Here is an 18,534-nt window from a genome sequence, read left to right on the forward strand (position 1 = left end):
CCGGCGTGCGACAGGCTCGACGCCCGTGGCTACAGTGCCGCGAGATGCGCGACGACGTACGGCCACGGGATCCGCTCCTGCTCGAGCCGAAGCCCTTCCGTGCGCACCGCGTCGAGGGCGTCGCGTTCCGGCCCGGTCAGGTGCGCGGGCACGTGCGGGGTGGGGGACGCCTCGGGCACGGCGAGGTCGCGCCACCGCTCGACGGTGTCGCGGTCCATGAGCAGGCTGCGCACGTGCGGGAGGTGGCCGCGGAGCCGGTCGAGGATCGCGAAACCGTGCGTGTCCAGGTCACCCCAGTACACGACGTCGGAGGCGGCGAGCCACGGCACGTCCGCCAGCTCGTGCACCGCGTAGCCCCCGCCGTGCACCGCCACCGTCGCCGGCAGGTCCGGCAGCGCATGCAGGCCCTCCTTGTTCTCCAGGATCAGGGTGCGGGCCGGCGTCACCGGCAGTGCCGCCAGCTCGTCGAGCGACGTCGCGAAGATCCGGGGCGCCGCCGCCAGCAGCGTCCGGTCGCACACGGCCACCTCGCACATCCGCGGCAGCGACCGCACCCCCAGGTCACGGTCGCCGCGCACACCCTCGAGCAGCGTCTCGACCAGACCGCGGTGCCGCGACACCCATTTGGTGTCGACGCCGGGCACCGGCAGCTGGCGGATGAACAGCCCCGACGACGGATGCTCGGCCAGCCAGCGCACGGCCGCGACGAGCCGCGCGAAGTCCGGCTCCTCCAGCTCGAGCCAGCGGGCATGCGTCGCGGCGATCGCGGTCGCGAGCGTCGCGGTCCCGGGGCCGAGTCCGTCGAGCAGGCGCGCCCGCCGTTCGGTGAGGGTGCGCCACTCGGGCGCTCGTGCGGCCGCGGCGGCAATCTCGGTCGCGCCCGAAAGCAGCAGGCGCACCGGCACTTCCTGCGTGCCGAAGCTCGGCCAGCGCCGCGTCTCCCACTCGACCCGGCCGGCGCCCAGGTAGCCGTGCCAGGCCCGCACCCACGCTACGACGGAGTCGGGATCCTGCGCGACCCGCCGCTCGGACGGCGGATGCAGCGCGATCGACAGCGAATCCGACTCGGCCGCAGCGGGATCGGTGATCCATCGGGTGCGGCGGCTGCGGTAGGCGGCCTGGGCCTTACCGGCGACCTCGGACGGCGGCACGCACAGTGCGCTCACGTGCCGGCGTCGCGGATCGGCAACAGGGCGATCTGCGAGTAGCGCTTGTCGCGGATGCTCACCGCCGCCACGCCGTCGATGTAGTCGTCGAGGGTCTGCAGCAGCTTGAGCGGGGTGGCGAGCACCATGTGGAACCCGAACTGGGTGAACACGTCCAGTGCCCGCCGCGTGTACGCGGGGTCGGCGCGGTCGAATGCCTCGTCGAGGATCACGGTGCCGTAGCGCGGCAACTCCTCGCCGGCGGCGGCCAGCTGATAGCGCAGCGCCGCCGCCAGGCAGAAGAACACCAGCTTCTGCGCCTGCCCACCCGACAGGCCGGAGCTCGAGTCGTGATAGTTGGCGTCGTGGCCCTCCGGGTCGACCTCCACCCCGATGAATCCGACGTGCAGGCGGGTGTCGAGCACGAGGCGCTTCCACCGCAGGTCGGCGGGCTCGCCGGAGTCGAGCCGTTCGAGCACTGCCGCCATCTGTTCGAACCGCCGCTCCGCCGCGGCCCGGTCCTCCTCCTTCCACGCGCCGCTCGTGATCTGCAGCAGCTCCGCCAGGAACTCCGACGCGGCGGGGGAGCGCCGGTCCTTGACGTCGATGCGCAGGACCCGGTCGGTGTCGAACGGCGAGCGCCGCAGCGATTCGTTCACCGGCTCGATGCGCGAGCGGATCTCGCCCGGCGCCTTGCGGATCGCGCGCGCCAGCTCCCCGATGTTGCGGTGCGACTGCTCGCGCAGCAGCCGGAAGAACTCGTCCTCGTAGGCGGGCAGGCCGTCGCTGCGCAGCCGGGCGAGCACCGCGAGGGCGTCGTCGACGTACTCGGCCTCGGAGCGCATCTCGGCGCGCCGCGCCTCCCACTCGGCGAGATAGCCGGTGAGGATGGCGGTGATGCGGCGCTCGGCGTCCGCGGTGTCGCGCTGCGCGGACCGCATCTCCTCGTTGATCGCGCGACCCACCGTGCTCAGGGCCCGGTCGATGTTGTCGACGGTGACGCGGCGGACCGCCGCGGCGAACCGGGCCCGGATGCGCGCTGCGATCAGGTCGGGCACCGCCGTGCCGGCGTGGGCCTGCGCGTCGTCGAGTCGCGCCTGCACCCGGGTCAGCTCGTCCCGGTGCTGCTCGAGCTTGGCCAGCGCCGCGGTGTGCGCCTGCCGGGCGGCGCGTTCCTCGCTCTCGGCGCGGGCCAGATCCGCGGTGAGCGTGGCGTATTCGGTGTTGCCCTGCATCCACTCGCGCAGCCGCTCCTCGATCGCGTCCACCGCGCTGCCCGCCGCCGCGACATCGACGTCGGCCCACACGGACTCGCGGATCACCGCGGCGGCCTGCCGTCGCTGCTGGATCGCGGACTCGGCGCGCTCGAGCGCCTCCTGCCGCCGTTGCAGCGCGTCGACGTCGGTCTCGGCGTCGCCGATGCGCCGGCGCAGGTCGGCGAGCTTGGTCTCGTTGTCGAAGCCGAGGACCCAGCGGCTGCGGTCGTCGATGCGCCGCCGGTCGTCCTTCTCGTGCCGGTCACCGCCGTGCTTGACCTGCCCGGCCCGGGTCACGCCCCGCGGGACGCGGCGCAGGTCGTCGGCGGTGTCGACGCACGCGTAGTCGAAGCGGTCCGCCAGGTGGTGCTGCAGCCACGCGGCGAGCGGGCCGGGGCGCACCTCGAGTTTGCGGACGAGCGAGCCGTCGGCGGTGGTGGGTGCGTCCGGCACGCCGACGCCGGTGCGGACCCGCCGGTACACGAGGCGGGCACCGAGGTGGTGTGCGTCGACGGCGGCGGCCACCCGCGGATACAGCTCGTCGGGCACCAGCAGGGTGCGCCCGAATCCGCCCAGGACCCGCTCGATCGGACCCGTCCACTCGGCGTGCTCGGCGCGCACCGCGATCAGCTCGCCCGCGAAGTGCAGGGCGTCCTCGCCGAGGCCGGCCGCCGAGCACACCAGTTCCCGGGCGCGCAGCAGGTCGGGATCGAGGTTGGAGCGGCGCCGGGCCAGGACCTCCCGGTCGGCGATCAGCGCGCGGATCGTCTTCCGGCGTTCGGCGAGCGCACCGGCCACCTCGTACAGTTCGGCCCTGCGCGTGTCGGCGGTGGCGTCGAGCTCGCGCAGTTCCCGTTCGAGCTGGGCCTGCAGATGCGCGAAGTCGTCCGCGGTGCCCGGCGGCTCCGCCTCCCAGTGGGCGAGAGCGACGTCGAACCGTCTGCGCTGCTGGGTGATTCGTTCGAGTGCGGTTTCGGCGGTCTCCTTGTGCACGCGGAGGGTTGCGAGCCGGCCGTCGCCGGCGCTCTCGGCGCGCACCCGCAGATCGAGGGTGCGTTCGCCGGCGCGGTCGGCCTCGTCGGCGGTCTTGTCCGCGGCGGCCTGCAGCAGACCGGTCTGCGCCCGCGTCTCGTCGAGCCTGTCGCTGAGCAGGTCCACCGTCATCCGGGCGTGCACCGCGTCGAGGTGATCGGTCTCGTCCTGCAGGTCGCGCTGGGCCTGCAGACCGGTGCGACGGGCGTCGGCCAGCGCGACGAGCGGCTCGAGCGTCTCGACCTGACGACGGGCGTCGACGACGACGCGATGCGCCTCGCGCAGCTCGCGGAACTGGGTCGTGGCCCGCTCGGCCATCGCGAACGTCGGCGGCTCGTCGAGCATGTAGTCGCGCAGCAGCTGGTCGAGGCTGTTCAGGCTCTTCGCGGACAGCGTGCGGTGCAGCAGCCGCTGCGCGGCCTCCGACGAGATGCCGAGCTTGGACCGGAACGCGCGGGCGAACGGCGCGTAGCTGGGGTTCACGACCGCATCCGGCCAGCGCTTGCGGATGCCCCGGGTGTCGATGCCCCGCGCGACGAACGGTTCGAGGTCGGTCAGCTCCAGGTCGGTGTCGAGAATCAGGTGCAGGTGCGAGATCTCGTTGTTGGCGTTGGCGCCCCGGCGCAGGTGCATGAGCTTGACCAGGGCCACCGGGGCCGCGCCGTCGGCGGCGTTGTACGTCAGTGCGACCGCGCTCCACGTGGCGCCGGTGCGCAGATACGAGGCGGTGAGCGCGTCGGTGTCGGCGTCGGCCTCGCGCCGCCACGCCCCACGGATGTAGCTGACGAAGTTGCGGCCCGACCCGGCCGCCGACTCCTGCGCGGCCGCGTTGAACCGCACGCTGCCGCCCGGCATGAGCACCGTCGAGATCGCGTCGATGAGCGTCGACTTGCCCGAGCCGGACGCCCCGGTGATGAGAAAACCCTTGCGGGCCACGGGAATGTCGTGATGCCCGTGCAAAGTGCCCCAGTTGACCACCTGCACCCGCGCGAGCCGGAACTGGCCGGGGTGGACGGGTGCGGCGCTCACGGCGCGTCCTCCTCGACGATGCGCCGGAACTCGGCCTCGACGGCGGCGACCTGATCGGCGTCGAACAACTGCCGCAACACCGGCGAGACCTCCATCCGGCCCTCCGTGGACGTCGATGCCAGCAGCGTGTACTTCTTCAACTTCTCCCACGACGCGTTGACCCGTTTGCGGAAGCCGGCCGGATCGGTGCTCGTCGCCGCGCGGTACATCTCCAGCTGCCCGGCCACCTCGTCGAAGTCGACGATCACCCGCTCGCCCGGCTGGGCGCGCAGCAGCCGGTGCCGCAACGCCAGCAGCATCACGGTGTCCATGAACGTGAGCCGCTCGGTGCGCAGCACCGTCGGAGCCTTGTGGTCGCCCGTGTCGGCGGGGCGGGTGAACGCGAGCTGATCGTCCTCGTCGACGACGAGATCGAGAAACACGTCCGCGAGCCGGGACCGCAGCACCCGCTCGTCACGGATCACCGTCCGCCACACCTCCGGGTGCTTGTCGGCGGTGACGAGCGGTCCTTTGAGCAGCTGCACCAGCGCGCGGCGGGTGTCGAGGTCGAGTTCGCCGGTGTCGCCCGGATACAGCCCCGTGCGGGTGGTCGATTCGGTCATGACGCGTCCTTGGTGATGCGGGCGGTGAACTCCGTGTCGGTCGGGTCGAACAGATGCCGGCGCACCGTCGCGACGCGGGTCGCGCCCGACGGGGACGTCCACGCGATCTCCTCGGTGCCGTCGACGCGGTGACCGTGCTCCGCGGCAAGCACCAGCAGACCCACCGCGCTGGCCAGACCCTGCGTGGCGGGATGATCGCGCAACACGTCGCCGATCGTGGCGCTGCCGCGGGAACGCAGCGTGGCGGCGACGTTGCCGGCCAGCTCGTCCATGTCGATCTCCGATTCGCGGACGATGCGGCGCAGCTCCGCGAGATCCACCTCGCCGACCGGCTGCGTCACCACCGGCTCGGCCACCAGGTCGTCGGCCGGGTTGTGCAGCCGCAGCGCCGCCACCGAATCGATGCTCATGCCGACCCGCACCAGCTCGAGGTCCAGCAGGTCGTATGGTTTGCGGCGCTGCGCCACCTGCAGGGCCTGCTGTTGGGCCGAGCGCAACAGCCGCTGCAGACGCCGGTGCTCCTCGTAGTGGCGGGACTGCACGAAGTGGCGCAGCGAACGCGACAGCGACGTCATCGTCGCGTGCACCTCGCCGCCCGCGTCCTCCATCTCGGTGAGCAGGGTGCGGAACCGGCCGCGTTGCTCGGTGGTGAGCTGCTGCGCGAAGGGGCGTTGCAGCACCGCCTCGATCCAGTCGTCGAGCTGCGACGACCGCTCCGGGTCGATGATCATGTCGTAGAAGCCGGCGAAGCTGCGGCCGGCGTCGGAGCTGCCGATCAGATCGACCCCGCGGAACACCTCGCCGAGGGTGTCGCCGCGGTCGCCCTCGTCGTCGAGGATCCGGGCCCGCAGCTCCCGGTTGAGCGACTCCAACTCGGCGCGCACCCGCGCGAAGTCGCCCGGTATCTCCCCGGCCAGCGCCAGGATCTCCGCGGACCGTTCCACCGCGCGGTTCCCGTCCAGCACGGGGAAGTCACCGGATTCGACGGCGGCGATCTGCCGGTCCAGCTCGTCGCGCTCGGCCCGCAACGCCGCCAGGCGGCTCTCGCTGCGTGGATCCGAGTCCCGCGCCAGCGCCTGGAGCTGGCTCGACAGGGTGGTCAGCCGCGACTCGGTGACCGAGCTGGTAGCGGTCGTCAGGCCCGCGACGAACGTGAGCGCGGCGAACGTCGCCTCCGTCGGCTCGAGGGTCTCCTCCCGGGCGTCGGCGCTCGCGCGGCGCAGCAGGAAGCCCGCGCGCACCCAGTCCGCACAGTAGGCCTGACCGGTGCGCGGCAGCTCGAAGCCCTCGTCGCGCAGTTCCTGCAGGTCCGCATCGAGGCGGGCGAACAGCTCCGGGGCCGGCAACCGTCGCGTGCCGCGGTCGAAGTGCCGGCCCAGCAACGCCAGCACCGCGGCCGCATTGTCCGACCGCAGCAGCGCCCACGCCGGGTGCTCCTGGCGCAGACGCGTCAGGCGGTGCAGGTCGGCGGTGGACACGACGCTCCCTCCGAGATCGGGTTCGACCATGCTGACACACGGGGGAGACAGCGTCGCGGGCGTGGTCCGGCGAACTCGGGCGGGTTCGAGGTCGGCTTCCAGGGCGAAGCCAGATGGGTACCGAGTCAGCGGGTGTGTGACTCGAAGTCGTCGAGGACGGCGACGATGCGCTCGGCGGTGTCTTCGAGTCCGGTACACCATTGCGATTTGGACAGGTACTCGACTTCGGAACCGAAGACCACGAGGAGGAAGAGGAGGACACCGTACGTCGTTTCGATGCTTATGTCGCAACTCTCTGGAAACGACTGATTGGTCTTCAGGAGCGCACGCCGACCGGCAATGTCAATGGGAGTGACGTCGTCCCCGTTGTCGGCGGATTTCTGCAGTTCCACCGCCCAGTCGAAGTTGGCCGACATTACCGTCAACTTATAGGTGTCGAGTCCGGGAATTCGGAGAGCTCCGTCGTAGGAACATCCGAGCATCGTGTAGTGGGTAGCAGCGAAGTCGGCGTTGGTCTCGGAGCTCGGGTCATATCCGGCGGCAGCAAGCACGTGGTCGGGGATATCGAGGCACGGATCGAAGTCGACGAGAGGTCGGTCGGACTCGTCCGTCAGACGCGGCACTCGAGTTGTGGTGGTCGAGTGCGACGGGGTTTCGCCGATGGAGACTGCGGTGTGAGTGGGGGCGGTGCAGCCCACGAGTGCCGCAGTGAGCACCAGAACACCCGCCGTCGCACCTATCGGGCGGCGTGAGGTCACAGCTCGTCCTGGCCCAGAGCGCGCAGTTCGGCGGTCCGGCGGTTCTCAGCATGGAGGAATCCCTCGCCCCCAGCAGAGAATGTGTCGCGCATGCCCTCGAGTACCGCCGCAAACTGTTCGAGCCGTTCGTATAGTGAGTCGGGCGTACCGTGCGCTTTGCGAATGAAGCCGGCACGAAGGTCTTCAGCTGATCTGAAGCCCCCGAAACTTGGTGCGGCGGTAAGCTTCTTTGCTTGTTGCGCGGCCTCTCTCAGCGTCTCGAGCATGGTGTCGCAGATGGCGACGATCTCCTCGATCGTCTGCGGATCCAAACGAAGTCCCTCGGCCATGAATCCCCCCGGTATCAGTTGGCCCGGGCACTGTACCCCACCGGCTGCCAGACGAGGTGGCACGCTCGCAAGCCGTGGCCGAGGCACCGGGCTGATGAACTCGACGCGGCACTGGCGACCGACTGCCCGAACCGACGTGCGTGGTGATCGAAGTGAAGACGACGACAGCGTCGCCTCACCACTCCGAACCTTCTATCCTGAACGTCAATACGTGAATTGCATCGGACCTATGGTGAGGGCATGACTTCGAGCGCGTCCGACGGCCCACCGCGTCGGCACTGGACCTTTCTGACCAATCACACCCACGTGCTGCTGTGTCTGACCGAGGGCACGGAGTCGACGGTGCGCGAACTCGCCCGCCGGGTCGACATCACCGAACGGGCGGTGCAGATGATCCTCGCCGATCTGGTCGAGGAGGGCTACGTAACCAAGACCCGCGTCGGCCGGCGCAATACCTATTCCGTGAATCCGCAAGGCCGACTGCGCCATCCGCTCGAGTCCCACCACACCGTCGGAGAACTTCTGGCGGCGCTGCGCTGACTGCGCCTCCGGACTTGGTGGGCCAGGCTGCGCTGCAAACTACGGAGGAGGCTCTATACATGATTTAAATTTCGTGCTTTACTTTTCCTATATAGTTTCGTCGATCCGGGTCATGCACCCGGGAACGAGGTGTCCCATGCGAGTACGCGACGTGATGCACCGACCGGTCGCCACAGTCCACCAGGGAGTGCCCGTGACCGAGGCTGCCGTCCTGTTGGCCGAGCAGGGGTACGCCGCCCTGCCGGTCCTCGACGACCGGGACCGCCTCGTCGGGATCCTCACAAGCGGTGATGTGCTGCGCGGCACGATGTCCGAGGACACACGGACGGTGGCCGAAGTGATGACTGCCCCCGCCGTGGCGGTCGCGGCGTACCAGGATCTGGCCGACGCGAGCCGGTTGCTGCTGAGTCGGGGGCTGCGCAGCATCCCGGTCGTCGAGGACGACGGACACGTGGTGGGGATCGTTTCCCGCGGGGACCTGCTGCGGCTGTCGCTCAAGCCGGACGAGGCCATCGGAGTCAGCGTCCAGCGCCGCCTCGACGACTACACCGGCGCCCGACGCTGGCGCGCCGAGGTGTCGGGCGGCCGCGTCACCATCCGGGGCTTGTTCGCCGACGAATCCGAACGTCGCATCGCGATCGCTCTGGCCCGCACCGTACCGGGCACCCGCAGCGCCACCACCGCCGCACCCCGACAGACGGACGACGACCCACGCCCTGCCGCGAGCTGGAACTTCGACGATGCCTGATCCGCAACGGGTTTCCGGTCTCGGCGTGGCGTCCGCCGTCGCTGTCGCAGCGCATTCGTCCCTCGACGTGTTCCACGGAATCCGACGGTGAACCGCACCGGCACCGAGGGTGACGGATCTCGGTCGTGACGGCCGGGACGGGCCGCGTGGGTGTGCTCCGCCCAGCGCCGGATCGGCGGATAACGGCGGGCTCGACGGCCCTGCCTCGTTGCTGCACCGTCCGAGCGTCGCATCGAACGCCGAGGCGAGATGCGGGATGCACTGCAATCACTGCCGGTACCCGACGCAAAGAGTTCGGCCCTCTTCGCAACTCGACGCCGTCACTGGCGGCAGATTCGCACGGGTCGAATGCGAGTCCGGATGCAATCCCGTTGGTCAGGTTCCACAGTCGCGATAGCCGCGCCCTGTAGCTATCCGAACAATGAGCGCAACTGACCGTTGACCTCGTCCGCGTCGAACCACTCCGAGTCGACACGCTCGCCCGGCCGCAGTCCCAGCCACTGCCGCACCTCGTCGTGTCGCTCGTGGGCCGGGTCGTCGGCTGCGGCGAGCATGTCCGTCCAGCCCCACGTCCCGCCGGAGTCCTCGGCCGGCGCCAGGCCGTGCCCGTCGACGCAGGCAGCGCGCGGCGCCTCGGCGTCGAAGTCGGCGACGGACTCGACGACGATGTCGTGCGTCCACCCGTCGCCGTAGTCGTACAGGTAGGTCAGGGTCGCTCCAGCTTCGGGCAGCGCCGTCCCGATGGTCACCGTGCCCTCGTCGACGACGTCGCTGAATCCGTTCGCGAGCTCGTCGTCGACCTGATCGTCGGGCACGTACACGCGACCACGGGTGAACGGCTCGCCCTTGGTGAACTGGTGCAGGTGGTAGTCCTCCCAGGCGAAGCAGCTCTGGATGACGAAGTGCAGATGCAGCAGGCTTAGGGAGTTGTCGACCACCACCCGTCGCCATACCGGGGGCTCGCTGTCGCGCAACGAGATTCGCAGGGTGCACCGCGCGGGCGGATGAAGGGCGACGGGTGCCGTGTCGCCGAGCAGAATACGCACGGCGGCCCGCACGGCAGGACGGAGCGGTGTCGGCACGCGGTAGCCGTCCGCGTCGTCGAGGATGCCGTCGGCGACGAATTCCTCGAGGCGGTCGACGAGCATGCTGCCGAGGAAACTCGGTCCGACCGGCATGCCGGGGAACAGCACGGACAGCGCGTGCAGGCGCTCCTCGGGGTCGGACGGCAGCGGGTGCTCACCGAGACCGGCGGACAGGACGGCGGCGGTCGCCGCGTCGAGGGCGGAATGGAACGCCTCGAGGCGCCCCTCGCCGCGCCGGCCGAGGGCGACGATGAGGGAATGCGTCACCGCGTCCCGGCACAGGGCGAGGTACTCGCCCGGATTCCGGTCCGGCTCCCGCCACATCGGCGCGGCAGGACCGGGCTTGACGACGGTCTTTCCGATCGAGATCAAGTCCACCATGGCTGCAACGACCCAGGTCTGTTCCAGCACGGGAAGGTCCCACATCGACTGGACCTTGCGCGGTGCCAGATCTTCGCGCTTGCCGCCGACAGCGTCGAAGGCCTCCATGACCAGGGCACGCTTCAGCGCTCCGGTCGCGGTCACGGGCCGGCGCTCACCGATCCAGCCGAGCAGGGCGTCGAGCCGTGCGACGACCGGTACGACCGTCAAGGCGGCACGTTCGACCTCGGGCTCGACTGGTGGTTCGTCGACCTCGGTGGGTGGAAGAGACGCGAGCCTCGATTCGATGTACGACGTGAGCGTGGACAGGGCGTACCCGAGGTCTTCGTCCTGGCCGGTCCACCGGTTTGTCGCCGAGAGGAACTGCAAGAACACGGCGGCGTCTCCGGCGATATGCGCCCGCGTCTCGTCGTCGTCCTCGACCAGTTCACTCGTCAGCACCCGCTCGAGAAGGTGGTCCACGTCGCGGCTCCGCCATGCCGTGGTCGCAAACCCGGAATCCGCACGCGAGAGCGCGTCGATCGCGTGCGCGACGCTGACAACGAACTCCTCCGCCTGATTCGCCGAGCACCTAGCGTTCTCCATCAGCCATGCGGCGAACTCCGGTGCCAGTGCGCCGTACTGCTCGCTCGGTGTGTCCGCCGGGCGACGGCGCGCGGCCAACGATACGACATTGTCGGGCAGCGGTTTATGAGGAGAGGAGCCGCGACTCGACCCTGAGCGCTTGCGGGACATGGGCCTCCGACCTCGGTGGTCACGGAACAGTTCCCGCAGATGCTACCGGCTCGCCGCCGACGGGTGCTCACGCGGCGAGCGGGTGGTCGGGTGCGTCGACGCGACGGCACGGGCACCGCACGGCGCGGCCGTGCGGGTCGTCGGGCAGCCAGCCGTACTCGTCGCACCGGCCGCATCGGGGCGGCAGGGGAGAGCGGGGCAGCGGCAGCGATTGCCACAGCGGGATCCATGCGTGGGCGAAGCGCGTCGGGTTGTTCGGTCGATGCGTCGATCGTGCCGCCGTGACCAGGGGTGGGATTCCGTGGGAGTCGATCAGTGTGACGATCTGGGAGCGCGCGGCGGCGGGCAGATAGTCGAACGTCGCGGTCAGGCCGGCGGCGCGGCATGCGGTCGCCAAGTCGGCGATCTGCTTCTTCTGCGGAATGCTGCTCACCCCTCGTTGCCGCGCAGGGGGTGCCGTCGGCTCGGCGGCCGGTGCGGGGTTTGTTTCAGTCTCTTGGTCTTCAGTTCTTTGTTCAGCGCCGGGTTCTCCGGTGTCCGGTTCGCCGGGGTTCGGATTTCCAGGCCCCGGCTGGGGGCGGACCGGTACCTCGTAGACGGTCTGGACGGTGATCCACTGGCCGTGCTCGTTCTGGCGACGCTCGGTGACGAGGTGACCGTGCGCAGCCAGTTCCCGCATCGCGGACCGGATGGCGTCGCGGCCTTCGGTCGGTGATTCCGCGGCGATCGCGTCGGAGCGGATGCGCCAGTCGGCCGGCTTCGAAAGCAGCCAGATCAAGACCGCCCGGGCGCGGAAGGAGAGGTCCTTGTTGTTGATCGTCTCGTTGCGGACGACGGTGTAGTTGCTCGTCGGGCGCGGCGCGCGGCGCACGCCTCCGACGAGGGTATTGTTACCCACGTTCGACTCCTTAACAGTCGGACATCCGGCCCGTCGGGAGTTGCCGCTCCTGGCGGGCCTTCTTCAGTTGTGACCCTCGCGGGCGCGGGGGATGACACATGGTGGCACCGCGTCGCGGGGGCGTCAATCGATTCGTTTTGATGGTGTGGAATACGTTGTGGGCGAGCGGCAATCGTAGTCCCGGCGTGTCGCGCTCACCGATACCCGGTCGCATCCGCCGGCAGGCCGCGATCTTGGACCTCCACCATGTACCGCCAGCAGTCGGGCTGCGACCCGTCGACGTCAGTGAAGCCGTACTCTCGCGCCAACCCGCCCGACGAGAACGAGCCGCCGTTGCGGCGATGCACGTCCGGATCCGCGGCCAGTGCCGCGACCGCCCGCCCGACGAACCGCGGCGACTCGGAGATCGCGACGAAGTGCTCCTCGGTGGCCTCGCGCCAGTTCTCCTCCGTGACCCCGAAGTGCTCGAGCATCATCTCCGACCGCATCCACCCGGGCGTCAGCGCGACGGCAGTGCACCCGTGCGGCGCGAGCTCCTTCGCCTGCGAGAACGCAAGCCGAAGCATCGAGGACTTGACCAGGTCGTAGAACACCGAGAGCCGAAAGTTCTTCGCGTTGTACTCGGCTGTGCCGTCGGTCATCTCGACGACAAGCCCGCCCGGGTTCCGGATCAGCAGCGGCAGCGCGAAGTGGCTGGTGATCAGATGCGTGTCGACCGAGAGATGCACCATCCGCAGCCCACCCGCGAGGTCGTGTTCCCACAGCGGGGTTTCCCACTCGATCAGCTTCTCGCCACCCCAGATGTCGTTGACGAGGACGTCGAGCCGGCCGTGCTCGTCGTCGATGCGCTGCACGAGCCGCCGCACCTGCTCGGGATCGAGGTGGTCGACGGCGACGGGAATGCCGACCCCGCCCGCGGCCGTCACCAGCTCGGCGGTCTCCTCGATGGTCTCCGGCCGGTCGTACTCCGAGCGGTGCTCGCGGGTGGTGCGGCCGGTGCAGTACACCGTCGCGCCAGCCTCGCCGAGAGCGATTGCAGTGCCGCGGCCGGCGCCGCGGGTGGCGCCGGCGACCAGGGCGATCTCCTTCAAGTGGCTCATGAGGAACGAGTATTCAATCGCGGCGATGGCCGAGTTGCCATTATGAATCATTTCGATCGAGGCGGAGGTCGGGTTGATCCGGCCGGATCCGGATCCGGTGGTTCTTCAGACCACGAAGATCTCCCGTCCCAGACTTTCGTGCGGTCGAGTTCGTCGACGATCAGCTGTACTTGTCCGTCGGTGGTGTCGTCGGCCTCGAGCCCCACATACGCCCGTATGCGGTCGAGTGCGGGTGTGCAGTTCAGCTCGGTCAACTGCTCGGCGTTCATCCCGTCGACCACGAACGTGCGGTCCTGACGGCTCAGGCTCTCCCACGACGACGACGACGGCGATGGCGAAGGCGATGGCGAAGGCGAAGGCGGCATCGACGAGAGGTTGCCCGATCGCTAGGGAACCTGAGGCTGCTCAACCACACCTCGGCGGTCCGCCGGACGGTGTGGCGTTGCCGCCACCACGTGAGCCGCGAAGCGATCCAGCGACGGGCAGTTAAGGGAACAAGCACGCCGACGCCGCAGCCGACGATCCCGGTCAGGCCACTGATCGGGCCTAGGAAGTACCACTCGTGGGGGATGAGGGATGGCTCAGGCTCGACGCGAAGAAGAACAGGGCGACGACGAGGCCGAAGACGGAGAGGTGGCGCCGGCTGGGCCTGTCTTCGACCGGTGGTGTCCGGCCTGACCAAGTTCCGTGCTCACTGGGCATCCCTAACCCGCTTAGCGACCCGCCGTGAGACGAGCAGGGCCACCCAAGGACGGTATCGAGCTAGTGGCGCATACTAATGATTCCGACGATGTTTGTTCGTAACTCTAACGGCCCGTCGGTCGATACGTCTGTGTGTCCGTCTCGGACGGACGAGTACCTGGAACAAGGAGGCAAGTGGTGTCGAACATGAACGTGCAGGTCGAACAGGCTGCATTAGCGCCGTTCTACCTGGTGTTCGACGTATCGGGCTCGATGGTGGACGAGATGGTTGCTCTCAACCAAGCACTCCGTGACTTGAAGAACGAGATGCTGAAGAGCCCGATCCTGGCCGACATCGCCCGTGTCTCCCTGATCAGTTTCAGTGACCACGCACGCGTGGTCATTCCGTTGATGGATCTTGCCCAGGACACGCTGATCGGAAACGGCGACGTCCTGCATGTGGAAGGTCTGACCTCCTATGCCGCAGCCTTCCGGACTCTGAAGGAACAGATTCAGCGGGATCTCCCGGTGTTGAAGACCGAGTCCGGCGGCGCCGTCTATCGGCCCATGGTGTTCTTCGTGACGGACGGTCACCCGTCCGACAGCGACGGTGAATGGCGGCGGGCGTTCCAGGAGCTCACGACCGCCAAACCGTTTCCGAACATCATTCCCTTCGGGTTCGGCGATGCGAACGGCGAGATCCTGAAGGAGATCACGTTCCCGAAGAAGCGGGGGGAGAGTTACTACTTCATCGCCCGCCAGGGATTGGGGCGCGCCGAAGCCATGGCTGCGATCGCCAAGATCGTCGTTCAATCGGTCGTGAGTTCGACGCAGTCGGCGGCAGACGGAATGCCGCGCGTGAGCTTGGAGAAGGCGGGAACAGAGCACGTTCTCCAGCAGGCTCCCGCCTGGGACATGGTGTGAGCGAGGTGCTGCGAGGGGACTTGGAACAGCAAGGAACTCTCGACGTCGAGCACCCCGAGCCGTACACAGTCGGTGACCCGGGACGGGCATACACCGAACTCGGAGGTGGGATGCCGTTTCGCACGGCGATGCCACCGGACTCGATGTGCGACGCGTTCGACTGTTTCGGGTGGTCACTCAGAGCGGCGTCGGTACGCGGACTCATGCACCGAAGCGACGGATCGCCCCGTCAGGACGCGTACGCGGTGCGGTATTCGCCGGAGACGGATCGATTTGCTGTCGCCGTATGTGACGGCGTCGGTAGCGCACCGCAGTCCCACATCGCCGCGGAGGCAGCCGCGAACTGTCTGGTCGATCGCGCAATCGATGCCGCAACGTCGAGCGACGACGACGGGTGGACCGAGACGTTCCAGGCCGCATCCGAGGCGGTCACAGTTGCCGCGGAGAACCTCGGGGTGTCGGATTCGTCAGTGGCCGGGGTCCGTGAAGTCATGGCAACGACCGCGATCCTCGTCGTGGTGGACCGGGTGTCGGCTTCGGGCTCATGGACGGTGCGCTACGCGGGTATCGGAGACAGCTCGTTGTGGCTGACGGACGTATCCACAGACGACGAGACGGCGTGGATTCCCGTCCTCGGAGGCAAGGCCGCTGCCGAGGACATCGCGACCAACCGGACGTCGGCTCTGCCGTTGCGCGACCGGACATCTGTGCGCCCGGGGCAGTTCACCCTGCTCGAGGGCCAGCTGCTCCTCGCATGCACGGATGGAGTCGGCGATGCGTTCGGGGCGGGAGACGGGGAAGTTGCCCGGACTCTCAAACGGTCGTGGATGAAACCTCCCACCGCATTGAACTTCGCAGCTCAGGTGTCCTTCGGAAGGAGGAGACTTCTCGATGACCGGACCGGTGTCGCACTCTGGGCTCCCACACGCTAGGAAGACCGGCCTCAGCTCACGATTGCGGGATATCACGAGAGGCGCCTTCTTCGACTCGGAAAAGGCATGCGTTGTCGTGGTGGCATGCATTCCGGTTCTGGCGATGGGTGCGGTCGCGGGAATTCTCTGGCGACCCCTGGCAGTGATCGGATTGCTCTGGGGCGCCTACCTGTTTCGGACCTTCCATCGAGAGGTCCAGTCGGCCGTTGCAGTGATGAAGTGTGACGTCGAACGATTCCGAGGTGAGCGCCGCGGGTACGTTCTGCTGGTCTGGATACTGGCAGTAGCGATGTCGATCCCGCTGACGCAGGTGTTCTTCGCAAACGACCTGAGAGCAATGGCGGCACCGACCATCGCAGCAGTGGAAGCCGACACGAGCAAGATGGCCACAGCCATCCCGAAGGCGATCTACGGCGCGGCGCCGAGTTCGCCTTCGTACAGTCCTTGCGAGACGGTCCACCGCTTCACCACCGATTCTGTTGCGTGGCCGTGTTACTCGGCTATCGGTTATCTACGTCTCTGGCAGATGTCGTCGGCTATCGCCATGATGGCCTGCATATCGTTGTTGGTCGTCGGATTCCCCTCGGCATTGCTATGGCACGTCAGAGCTCGGCGATGAGTTGAAGCGCACCGTGCCCACGGCCGACCACTCGTACCTGAAGGTTCGAGAAGCAATCTCGTTGTTCTGAACGGAAATCGAATGAGTCCTTTCTCCCAGTTCCTCGCCCGACTTGCCGGCGCGCGAATCGATGTCTTGCGGCAGCTGCCGGGACAGATTCCCAAGCAAGCGGCGATGGGTGCTGTCCTGCTGACAACCGCGTTCTTTGCGGCGATCTCGGCTGCGTACGCCCTTTACATCACCGGTGTCACAGAGGGATGGTTCCTCGCTCTCGTCGCCGGACTGGTGTGGGGCCTCGCGATTCTCAATCTCGACCGGATGCTTGTTCTCGGGCTTTCTCAGGAACGAAGCCTGAAGAAGCTGTTGATGTTGGCCGTGCCCCGCGTGGTGCTGGCCGTCATCATCGGCGTCGTCATTTCGACTCCGCTGATGCTGAAGGTCTTCGAATCCGAGATCGAGGCCCAGCTGAACCGGAACATCCTCGCGGCGCAGGAACAACTTCGATCCGACCTGAACAACTCCACCGCCTCGGCAGATCTTACGGCCGCAGAAACAGAGCTGGCGGATCTTCGTGCCTTGATCAATGCCGGTCCCACTGCGGACCCAGCGGCCAACCCGAAGGTTCAAGCCGTGCAGACCGAGATCGACGCACTGAACGAGCGGGCGGCCGAGCAGAAGGCCGAGTACGACCGACTCCAAGCCCTGGCCATCGCTGAAGAAGAAGGCAGCGGTGGAACCGGCATCGCCGGCTGCGCCGCGATGTGTGTGGAGAAGAAGCGTCTCGCGAACGAAGCCAAGGCGCGCTGGGACGCGACACTCCGTGAGGTCGAGGCCAAGGAAGGAGAGAAGGCGCGACTGGCGGCTGAACTCGAGGGGACTCTTCTGGAGGAAAGCGAACGGCGCATCGCAGATGCTCAGGTCGAGCTTCCTATCGTCGAGCAGACGGTCGCCCAGCTTCGTGAGCAGATCTCGTCGGCTCAGGACACCAGCTATCAGTTGGAGCAAGCGAACCAGGGCATCATCGCTCGTCTCAAGGCATTGAACGACCTCTCGGCAGGAGACGGCACGGCGGCTGCGGCACGCTATGCAGTGGCCGCGCTGTTCATGTGTCTCGAACTGCTCCCTGTAATCTTCAAGGTGCTCACCAACTTGGGCAGGCCGACCGCCTACGACGACGTTCTGACCAAGACAGAGGACGTCGAGGTGGCGGCTGCGACAGCCGACATCGACGCCAGACGTGACCGGGAAAAGCTGCGCACGGATGCCCAAATGGAGGCAGAGAAAGACCGTATCGACAAGCAACAAGCAGCGGTCTTGAAAATCAACGATGCCGTGGTCGCCCACCAGGTCGACGTGATCGATGCTGCGCTGGAGCGTTGGACCGACCACGCGAAGGCAACCGCGTCGGAGCGGCTGAACAGTTGGGCCGCGACACTCGGTGGGACCGGAACCGTGGGTATGCCGCCGGCGGGTATGCCCCCGCGGCCGACTGCCGCGTCGATCTCCCTCGACAAGAGTGGGTCCGGGAACGGCGAGTACGGACGGCCCGCACCTCGAGGCGGCACCGCAACCAGGACATTGATGGATCCGTTACCCGACCCGAGCAGGATCTGAAAGGCGTAGCACGTGTCCGACCTGTCCTTCGACATCGATGTCGATCCGCTGCTGCGTAACGATCTCGTCCTCGATCTACCAGGTGACAACTGGAACCCCTCCGTTGTCGTTCCGGCGTTGACCGCATTGTCCGACCGCATGCTGTCCCAACCGCATCTCGACGGCGTCTTCCGTCTCGTAGTCCTGCGAGGCGGGAAACTTGTGTTCGACAGTTCCTTCCAGCCATTGGAGGTCGGCTCTGGTCCTGAGGCGATCTTGCGGGGAACGATTCCGCGCAGCGGTCCGATCGGCTCGAGCGAGTCGCATGCGGGGATGACCTTGATGGTTGCGGCGGCCGGAGCGATAGAGCAGGAGAGGATCCGACGGTCTCCGTGGCCGGTTCTCCTCTGGCTTGTCGGAGCGGACGCGAACGAGGTCTACTTTCGAGTACACCGAGAGCACAAACCCCTGCGGACCGTTGCGGATCCCGCGGACGCGTCCGGCCGGCTCACTCTCGTATGTAGCCGGTTCTTGGATGAGGTCGCGACCGCGGATCAACCCGACGTGACCCGATGGATCGACAACCGCGTAAGTCCGATAACCGAGGGAATGGGCAATGCGGCCGGGTGAATCCAGTGAGTCCCTCGGTACGAGGATCCGGAGGAGGGG

At 67.8% G+C, this 18,534-nt stretch carries 18 protein-coding genes; 7 read left to right on the top strand and 11 right to left on the bottom strand.

The window, feature by feature from the left end; all coding sequences use genetic code 11:
- Window positions 1–29: 29 nt before the first annotated feature.
- From RR3_RS01940 to RR3_RS01965, 6 genes are all read right to left on the bottom strand, one after another.
- Window positions 30–1,166, bottom strand: coding sequence for a Wadjet anti-phage system protein JetD domain-containing protein (locus tag RR3_RS01940; protein ID WP_064065975.1), 1,137 nt, complete (start codon window positions 1,164–1,166; stop codon window positions 30–32).
- Window positions 1,163–4,462: an ATP-binding protein gene (locus RR3_RS01945; protein WP_064065974.1), complete on the bottom strand. Its 3,300-nt coding sequence runs from the start codon at window positions 4,460–4,462 to the stop codon at window positions 1,163–1,165. The genes RR3_RS01940 and RR3_RS01945 overlap by 4 nt, the downstream gene beginning before the upstream one ends.
- Entirely contained in the window at window positions 4,459–5,064 is a 606-nt protein-coding gene (locus tag RR3_RS01950) for a DUF4194 domain-containing protein (protein WP_040275769.1), read from the bottom strand. Before RR3_RS01950 ends, RR3_RS01945 begins: the two co-directional genes overlap by 4 nt.
- Complete coding sequence (locus RR3_RS01955) at window positions 5,061–6,572, bottom strand: DUF3375 domain-containing protein (RefSeq protein WP_174557537.1); 1,512 nt, start codon at window positions 6,570–6,572, stop codon at window positions 5,061–5,063. The genes RR3_RS01950 and RR3_RS01955 overlap by 4 nt, the downstream gene beginning before the upstream one ends.
- Before the next feature lie 95 nt (window positions 6,573–6,667).
- Window positions 6,668–7,300, bottom strand: coding sequence for a DUF3558 domain-containing protein (locus RR3_RS01960; RefSeq protein ID WP_064065973.1), 633 nt, complete (start codon window positions 7,298–7,300; stop codon window positions 6,668–6,670).
- The gene (locus tag RR3_RS01965) at window positions 7,297–7,629 is read right to left on the bottom strand and encodes a hypothetical protein (RefSeq protein WP_064065972.1); all 333 of its coding nucleotides are present in this window, start codon (window positions 7,627–7,629) and stop codon (window positions 7,297–7,299) included. Before RR3_RS01965 ends, RR3_RS01960 begins: the two co-directional genes overlap by 4 nt.
- 240 nt (window positions 7,630–7,869) lie before the next feature.
- On the opposite strand from RR3_RS01965, the gene RR3_RS01970 reads away from it, so the two are divergent.
- Both RR3_RS01970 and RR3_RS01975 read left to right on the top strand, forming a co-directional pair.
- Window positions 7,870–8,169: a helix-turn-helix transcriptional regulator gene (locus tag RR3_RS01970; protein WP_026137682.1), complete on the top strand. Its 300-nt coding sequence runs from the start codon at window positions 7,870–7,872 to the stop codon at window positions 8,167–8,169.
- A gap of 136 nt (window positions 8,170–8,305) precedes the next feature.
- Entirely contained in the window at window positions 8,306–8,917 is a 612-nt protein-coding gene (locus tag RR3_RS01975) for a CBS domain-containing protein (RefSeq protein WP_064065970.1), read from the top strand.
- 410 nt (window positions 8,918–9,327) lie between these two features.
- Here RR3_RS01975 and RR3_RS01980 read toward each other — a convergent pair whose 3' ends face one another.
- The 5 genes from RR3_RS01980 to RR3_RS25070 form a co-directional block, all read right to left on the bottom strand.
- Window positions 9,328–10,845, bottom strand: coding sequence for a plasmid pRiA4b ORF-3 family protein (locus RR3_RS01980; RefSeq protein ID WP_248846404.1), 1,518 nt, complete (start codon window positions 10,843–10,845; stop codon window positions 9,328–9,330).
- Between the two features lie 340 nt (window positions 10,846–11,185).
- Window positions 11,186–11,989 (bottom strand): hypothetical protein, encoded by an 804-nt coding sequence (locus tag RR3_RS01985; protein ID WP_064065969.1) that lies wholly within the window; start codon window positions 11,987–11,989, stop codon window positions 11,186–11,188.
- A gap of 221 nt (window positions 11,990–12,210) precedes the next feature.
- Window positions 12,211–13,116 (bottom strand): SDR family oxidoreductase, encoded by a 906-nt coding sequence (locus tag RR3_RS01990; protein WP_064065997.1) that lies wholly within the window; start codon window positions 13,114–13,116, stop codon window positions 12,211–12,213.
- A gap of 47 nt (window positions 13,117–13,163) precedes the next feature.
- A complete protein-coding gene (locus RR3_RS25065) occupies window positions 13,164–13,481 on the bottom strand; it encodes a hypothetical protein (RefSeq protein ID WP_169833334.1) in 318 nt (105 codons plus the stop codon).
- A complete protein-coding gene (locus tag RR3_RS25070; RefSeq protein ID WP_234420177.1) occupies window positions 13,418–13,798 on the bottom strand; it encodes an alpha/beta-hydrolase N-terminal domain-containing protein in 381 nt (126 codons plus the stop codon). The genes RR3_RS25065 and RR3_RS25070 overlap by 64 nt, the downstream gene beginning before the upstream one ends.
- A 206-nt stretch (window positions 13,799–14,004) precedes the next feature.
- Between RR3_RS25070 and RR3_RS01995 the strand changes: the two genes are divergently transcribed.
- From RR3_RS01995 to RR3_RS02015, 5 genes are all read left to right on the top strand, one after another.
- Window positions 14,005–14,721, top strand: a complete 717-nt coding sequence (locus RR3_RS01995) for a vWA domain-containing protein (RefSeq protein WP_234420199.1) — start codon at window positions 14,005–14,007, stop codon at window positions 14,719–14,721.
- A complete protein-coding gene (locus tag RR3_RS02000) occupies window positions 14,718–15,653 on the top strand; it encodes a protein phosphatase 2C domain-containing protein (protein WP_139278868.1) in 936 nt (311 codons plus the stop codon). The genes RR3_RS01995 and RR3_RS02000 overlap by 4 nt, the downstream gene beginning before the upstream one ends.
- Complete coding sequence (locus RR3_RS02005; RefSeq protein WP_139278869.1) at window positions 15,613–16,272, top strand: hypothetical protein; 660 nt, start codon at window positions 15,613–15,615, stop codon at window positions 16,270–16,272. Before RR3_RS02000 ends, RR3_RS02005 begins: the two co-directional genes overlap by 41 nt.
- A gap of 81 nt (window positions 16,273–16,353) precedes the next feature.
- The gene (locus tag RR3_RS02010; protein ID WP_064065965.1) at window positions 16,354–17,886 is read left to right on the top strand and encodes a DUF4407 domain-containing protein; all 1,533 of its coding nucleotides are present in this window, start codon (window positions 16,354–16,356) and stop codon (window positions 17,884–17,886) included.
- 12 nt (window positions 17,887–17,898) lie between these two features.
- Window positions 17,899–18,495, top strand: coding sequence for a hypothetical protein (locus tag RR3_RS02015; protein ID WP_064065964.1), 597 nt, complete (start codon window positions 17,899–17,901; stop codon window positions 18,493–18,495).
- Window positions 18,496–18,534: the final 39 nt, after the last annotated feature.

Origin of the sequence: Rhodococcus ruber NBRC 15591 (genome assembly GCF_001894945.1) — a bacterium.
GTDB classification, from domain to species: domain Bacteria; phylum Actinomycetota; class Actinomycetes; order Mycobacteriales; family Mycobacteriaceae; genus Rhodococcus; species Rhodococcus ruber.

What these genes read in the sequence shown, in the direction of transcription:
- RR3_RS01950 (WP_040275769.1), bottom strand. Translation starts at nt 5,064, where the DNA reads ATGACCGAATCGACCACCCGCACGGGGCTGTATCCGGGCGACACCGGC.
- RR3_RS01955 (WP_174557537.1), bottom strand. Translation starts at nt 6,572, where the DNA reads ATGGTCGAACCCGATCTCGGAGGGAGCGTCGTGTCCACCGCCGACCTG.
- RR3_RS01965 (WP_064065972.1), bottom strand. Translation starts at nt 7,629, where the DNA reads ATGGCCGAGGGACTTCGTTTGGATCCGCAGACGATCGAGGAGATCGTC.
- RR3_RS01970 (WP_026137682.1), top strand. Translation starts at nt 7,870, where the DNA reads ATGACTTCGAGCGCGTCCGACGGCCCACCGCGTCGGCACTGGACCTTT.
- RR3_RS01975 (WP_064065970.1), top strand. Translation starts at nt 8,306, where the DNA reads ATGCGAGTACGCGACGTGATGCACCGACCGGTCGCCACAGTCCACCAG.
- RR3_RS01990 (WP_064065997.1), bottom strand. Translation starts at nt 13,116, where the DNA reads ATGAGCCACTTGAAGGAGATCGCCCTGGTCGCCGGCGCCACCCGCGGC.
- RR3_RS25065 (WP_169833334.1), bottom strand. Translation starts at nt 13,481, where the DNA reads ATGCCGCCTTCGCCTTCGCCATCGCCTTCGCCATCGCCGTCGTCGTCG.
- RR3_RS01995 (WP_234420199.1), top strand. Translation starts at nt 14,005, where the DNA reads ATGAACGTGCAGGTCGAACAGGCTGCATTAGCGCCGTTCTACCTGGTG.
- RR3_RS02005 (WP_139278869.1), top strand. Translation starts at nt 15,613, where the DNA reads ATGACCGGACCGGTGTCGCACTCTGGGCTCCCACACGCTAGGAAGACC.
- RR3_RS02010 (WP_064065965.1), top strand. Translation starts at nt 16,354, where the DNA reads ATGAGTCCTTTCTCCCAGTTCCTCGCCCGACTTGCCGGCGCGCGAATC.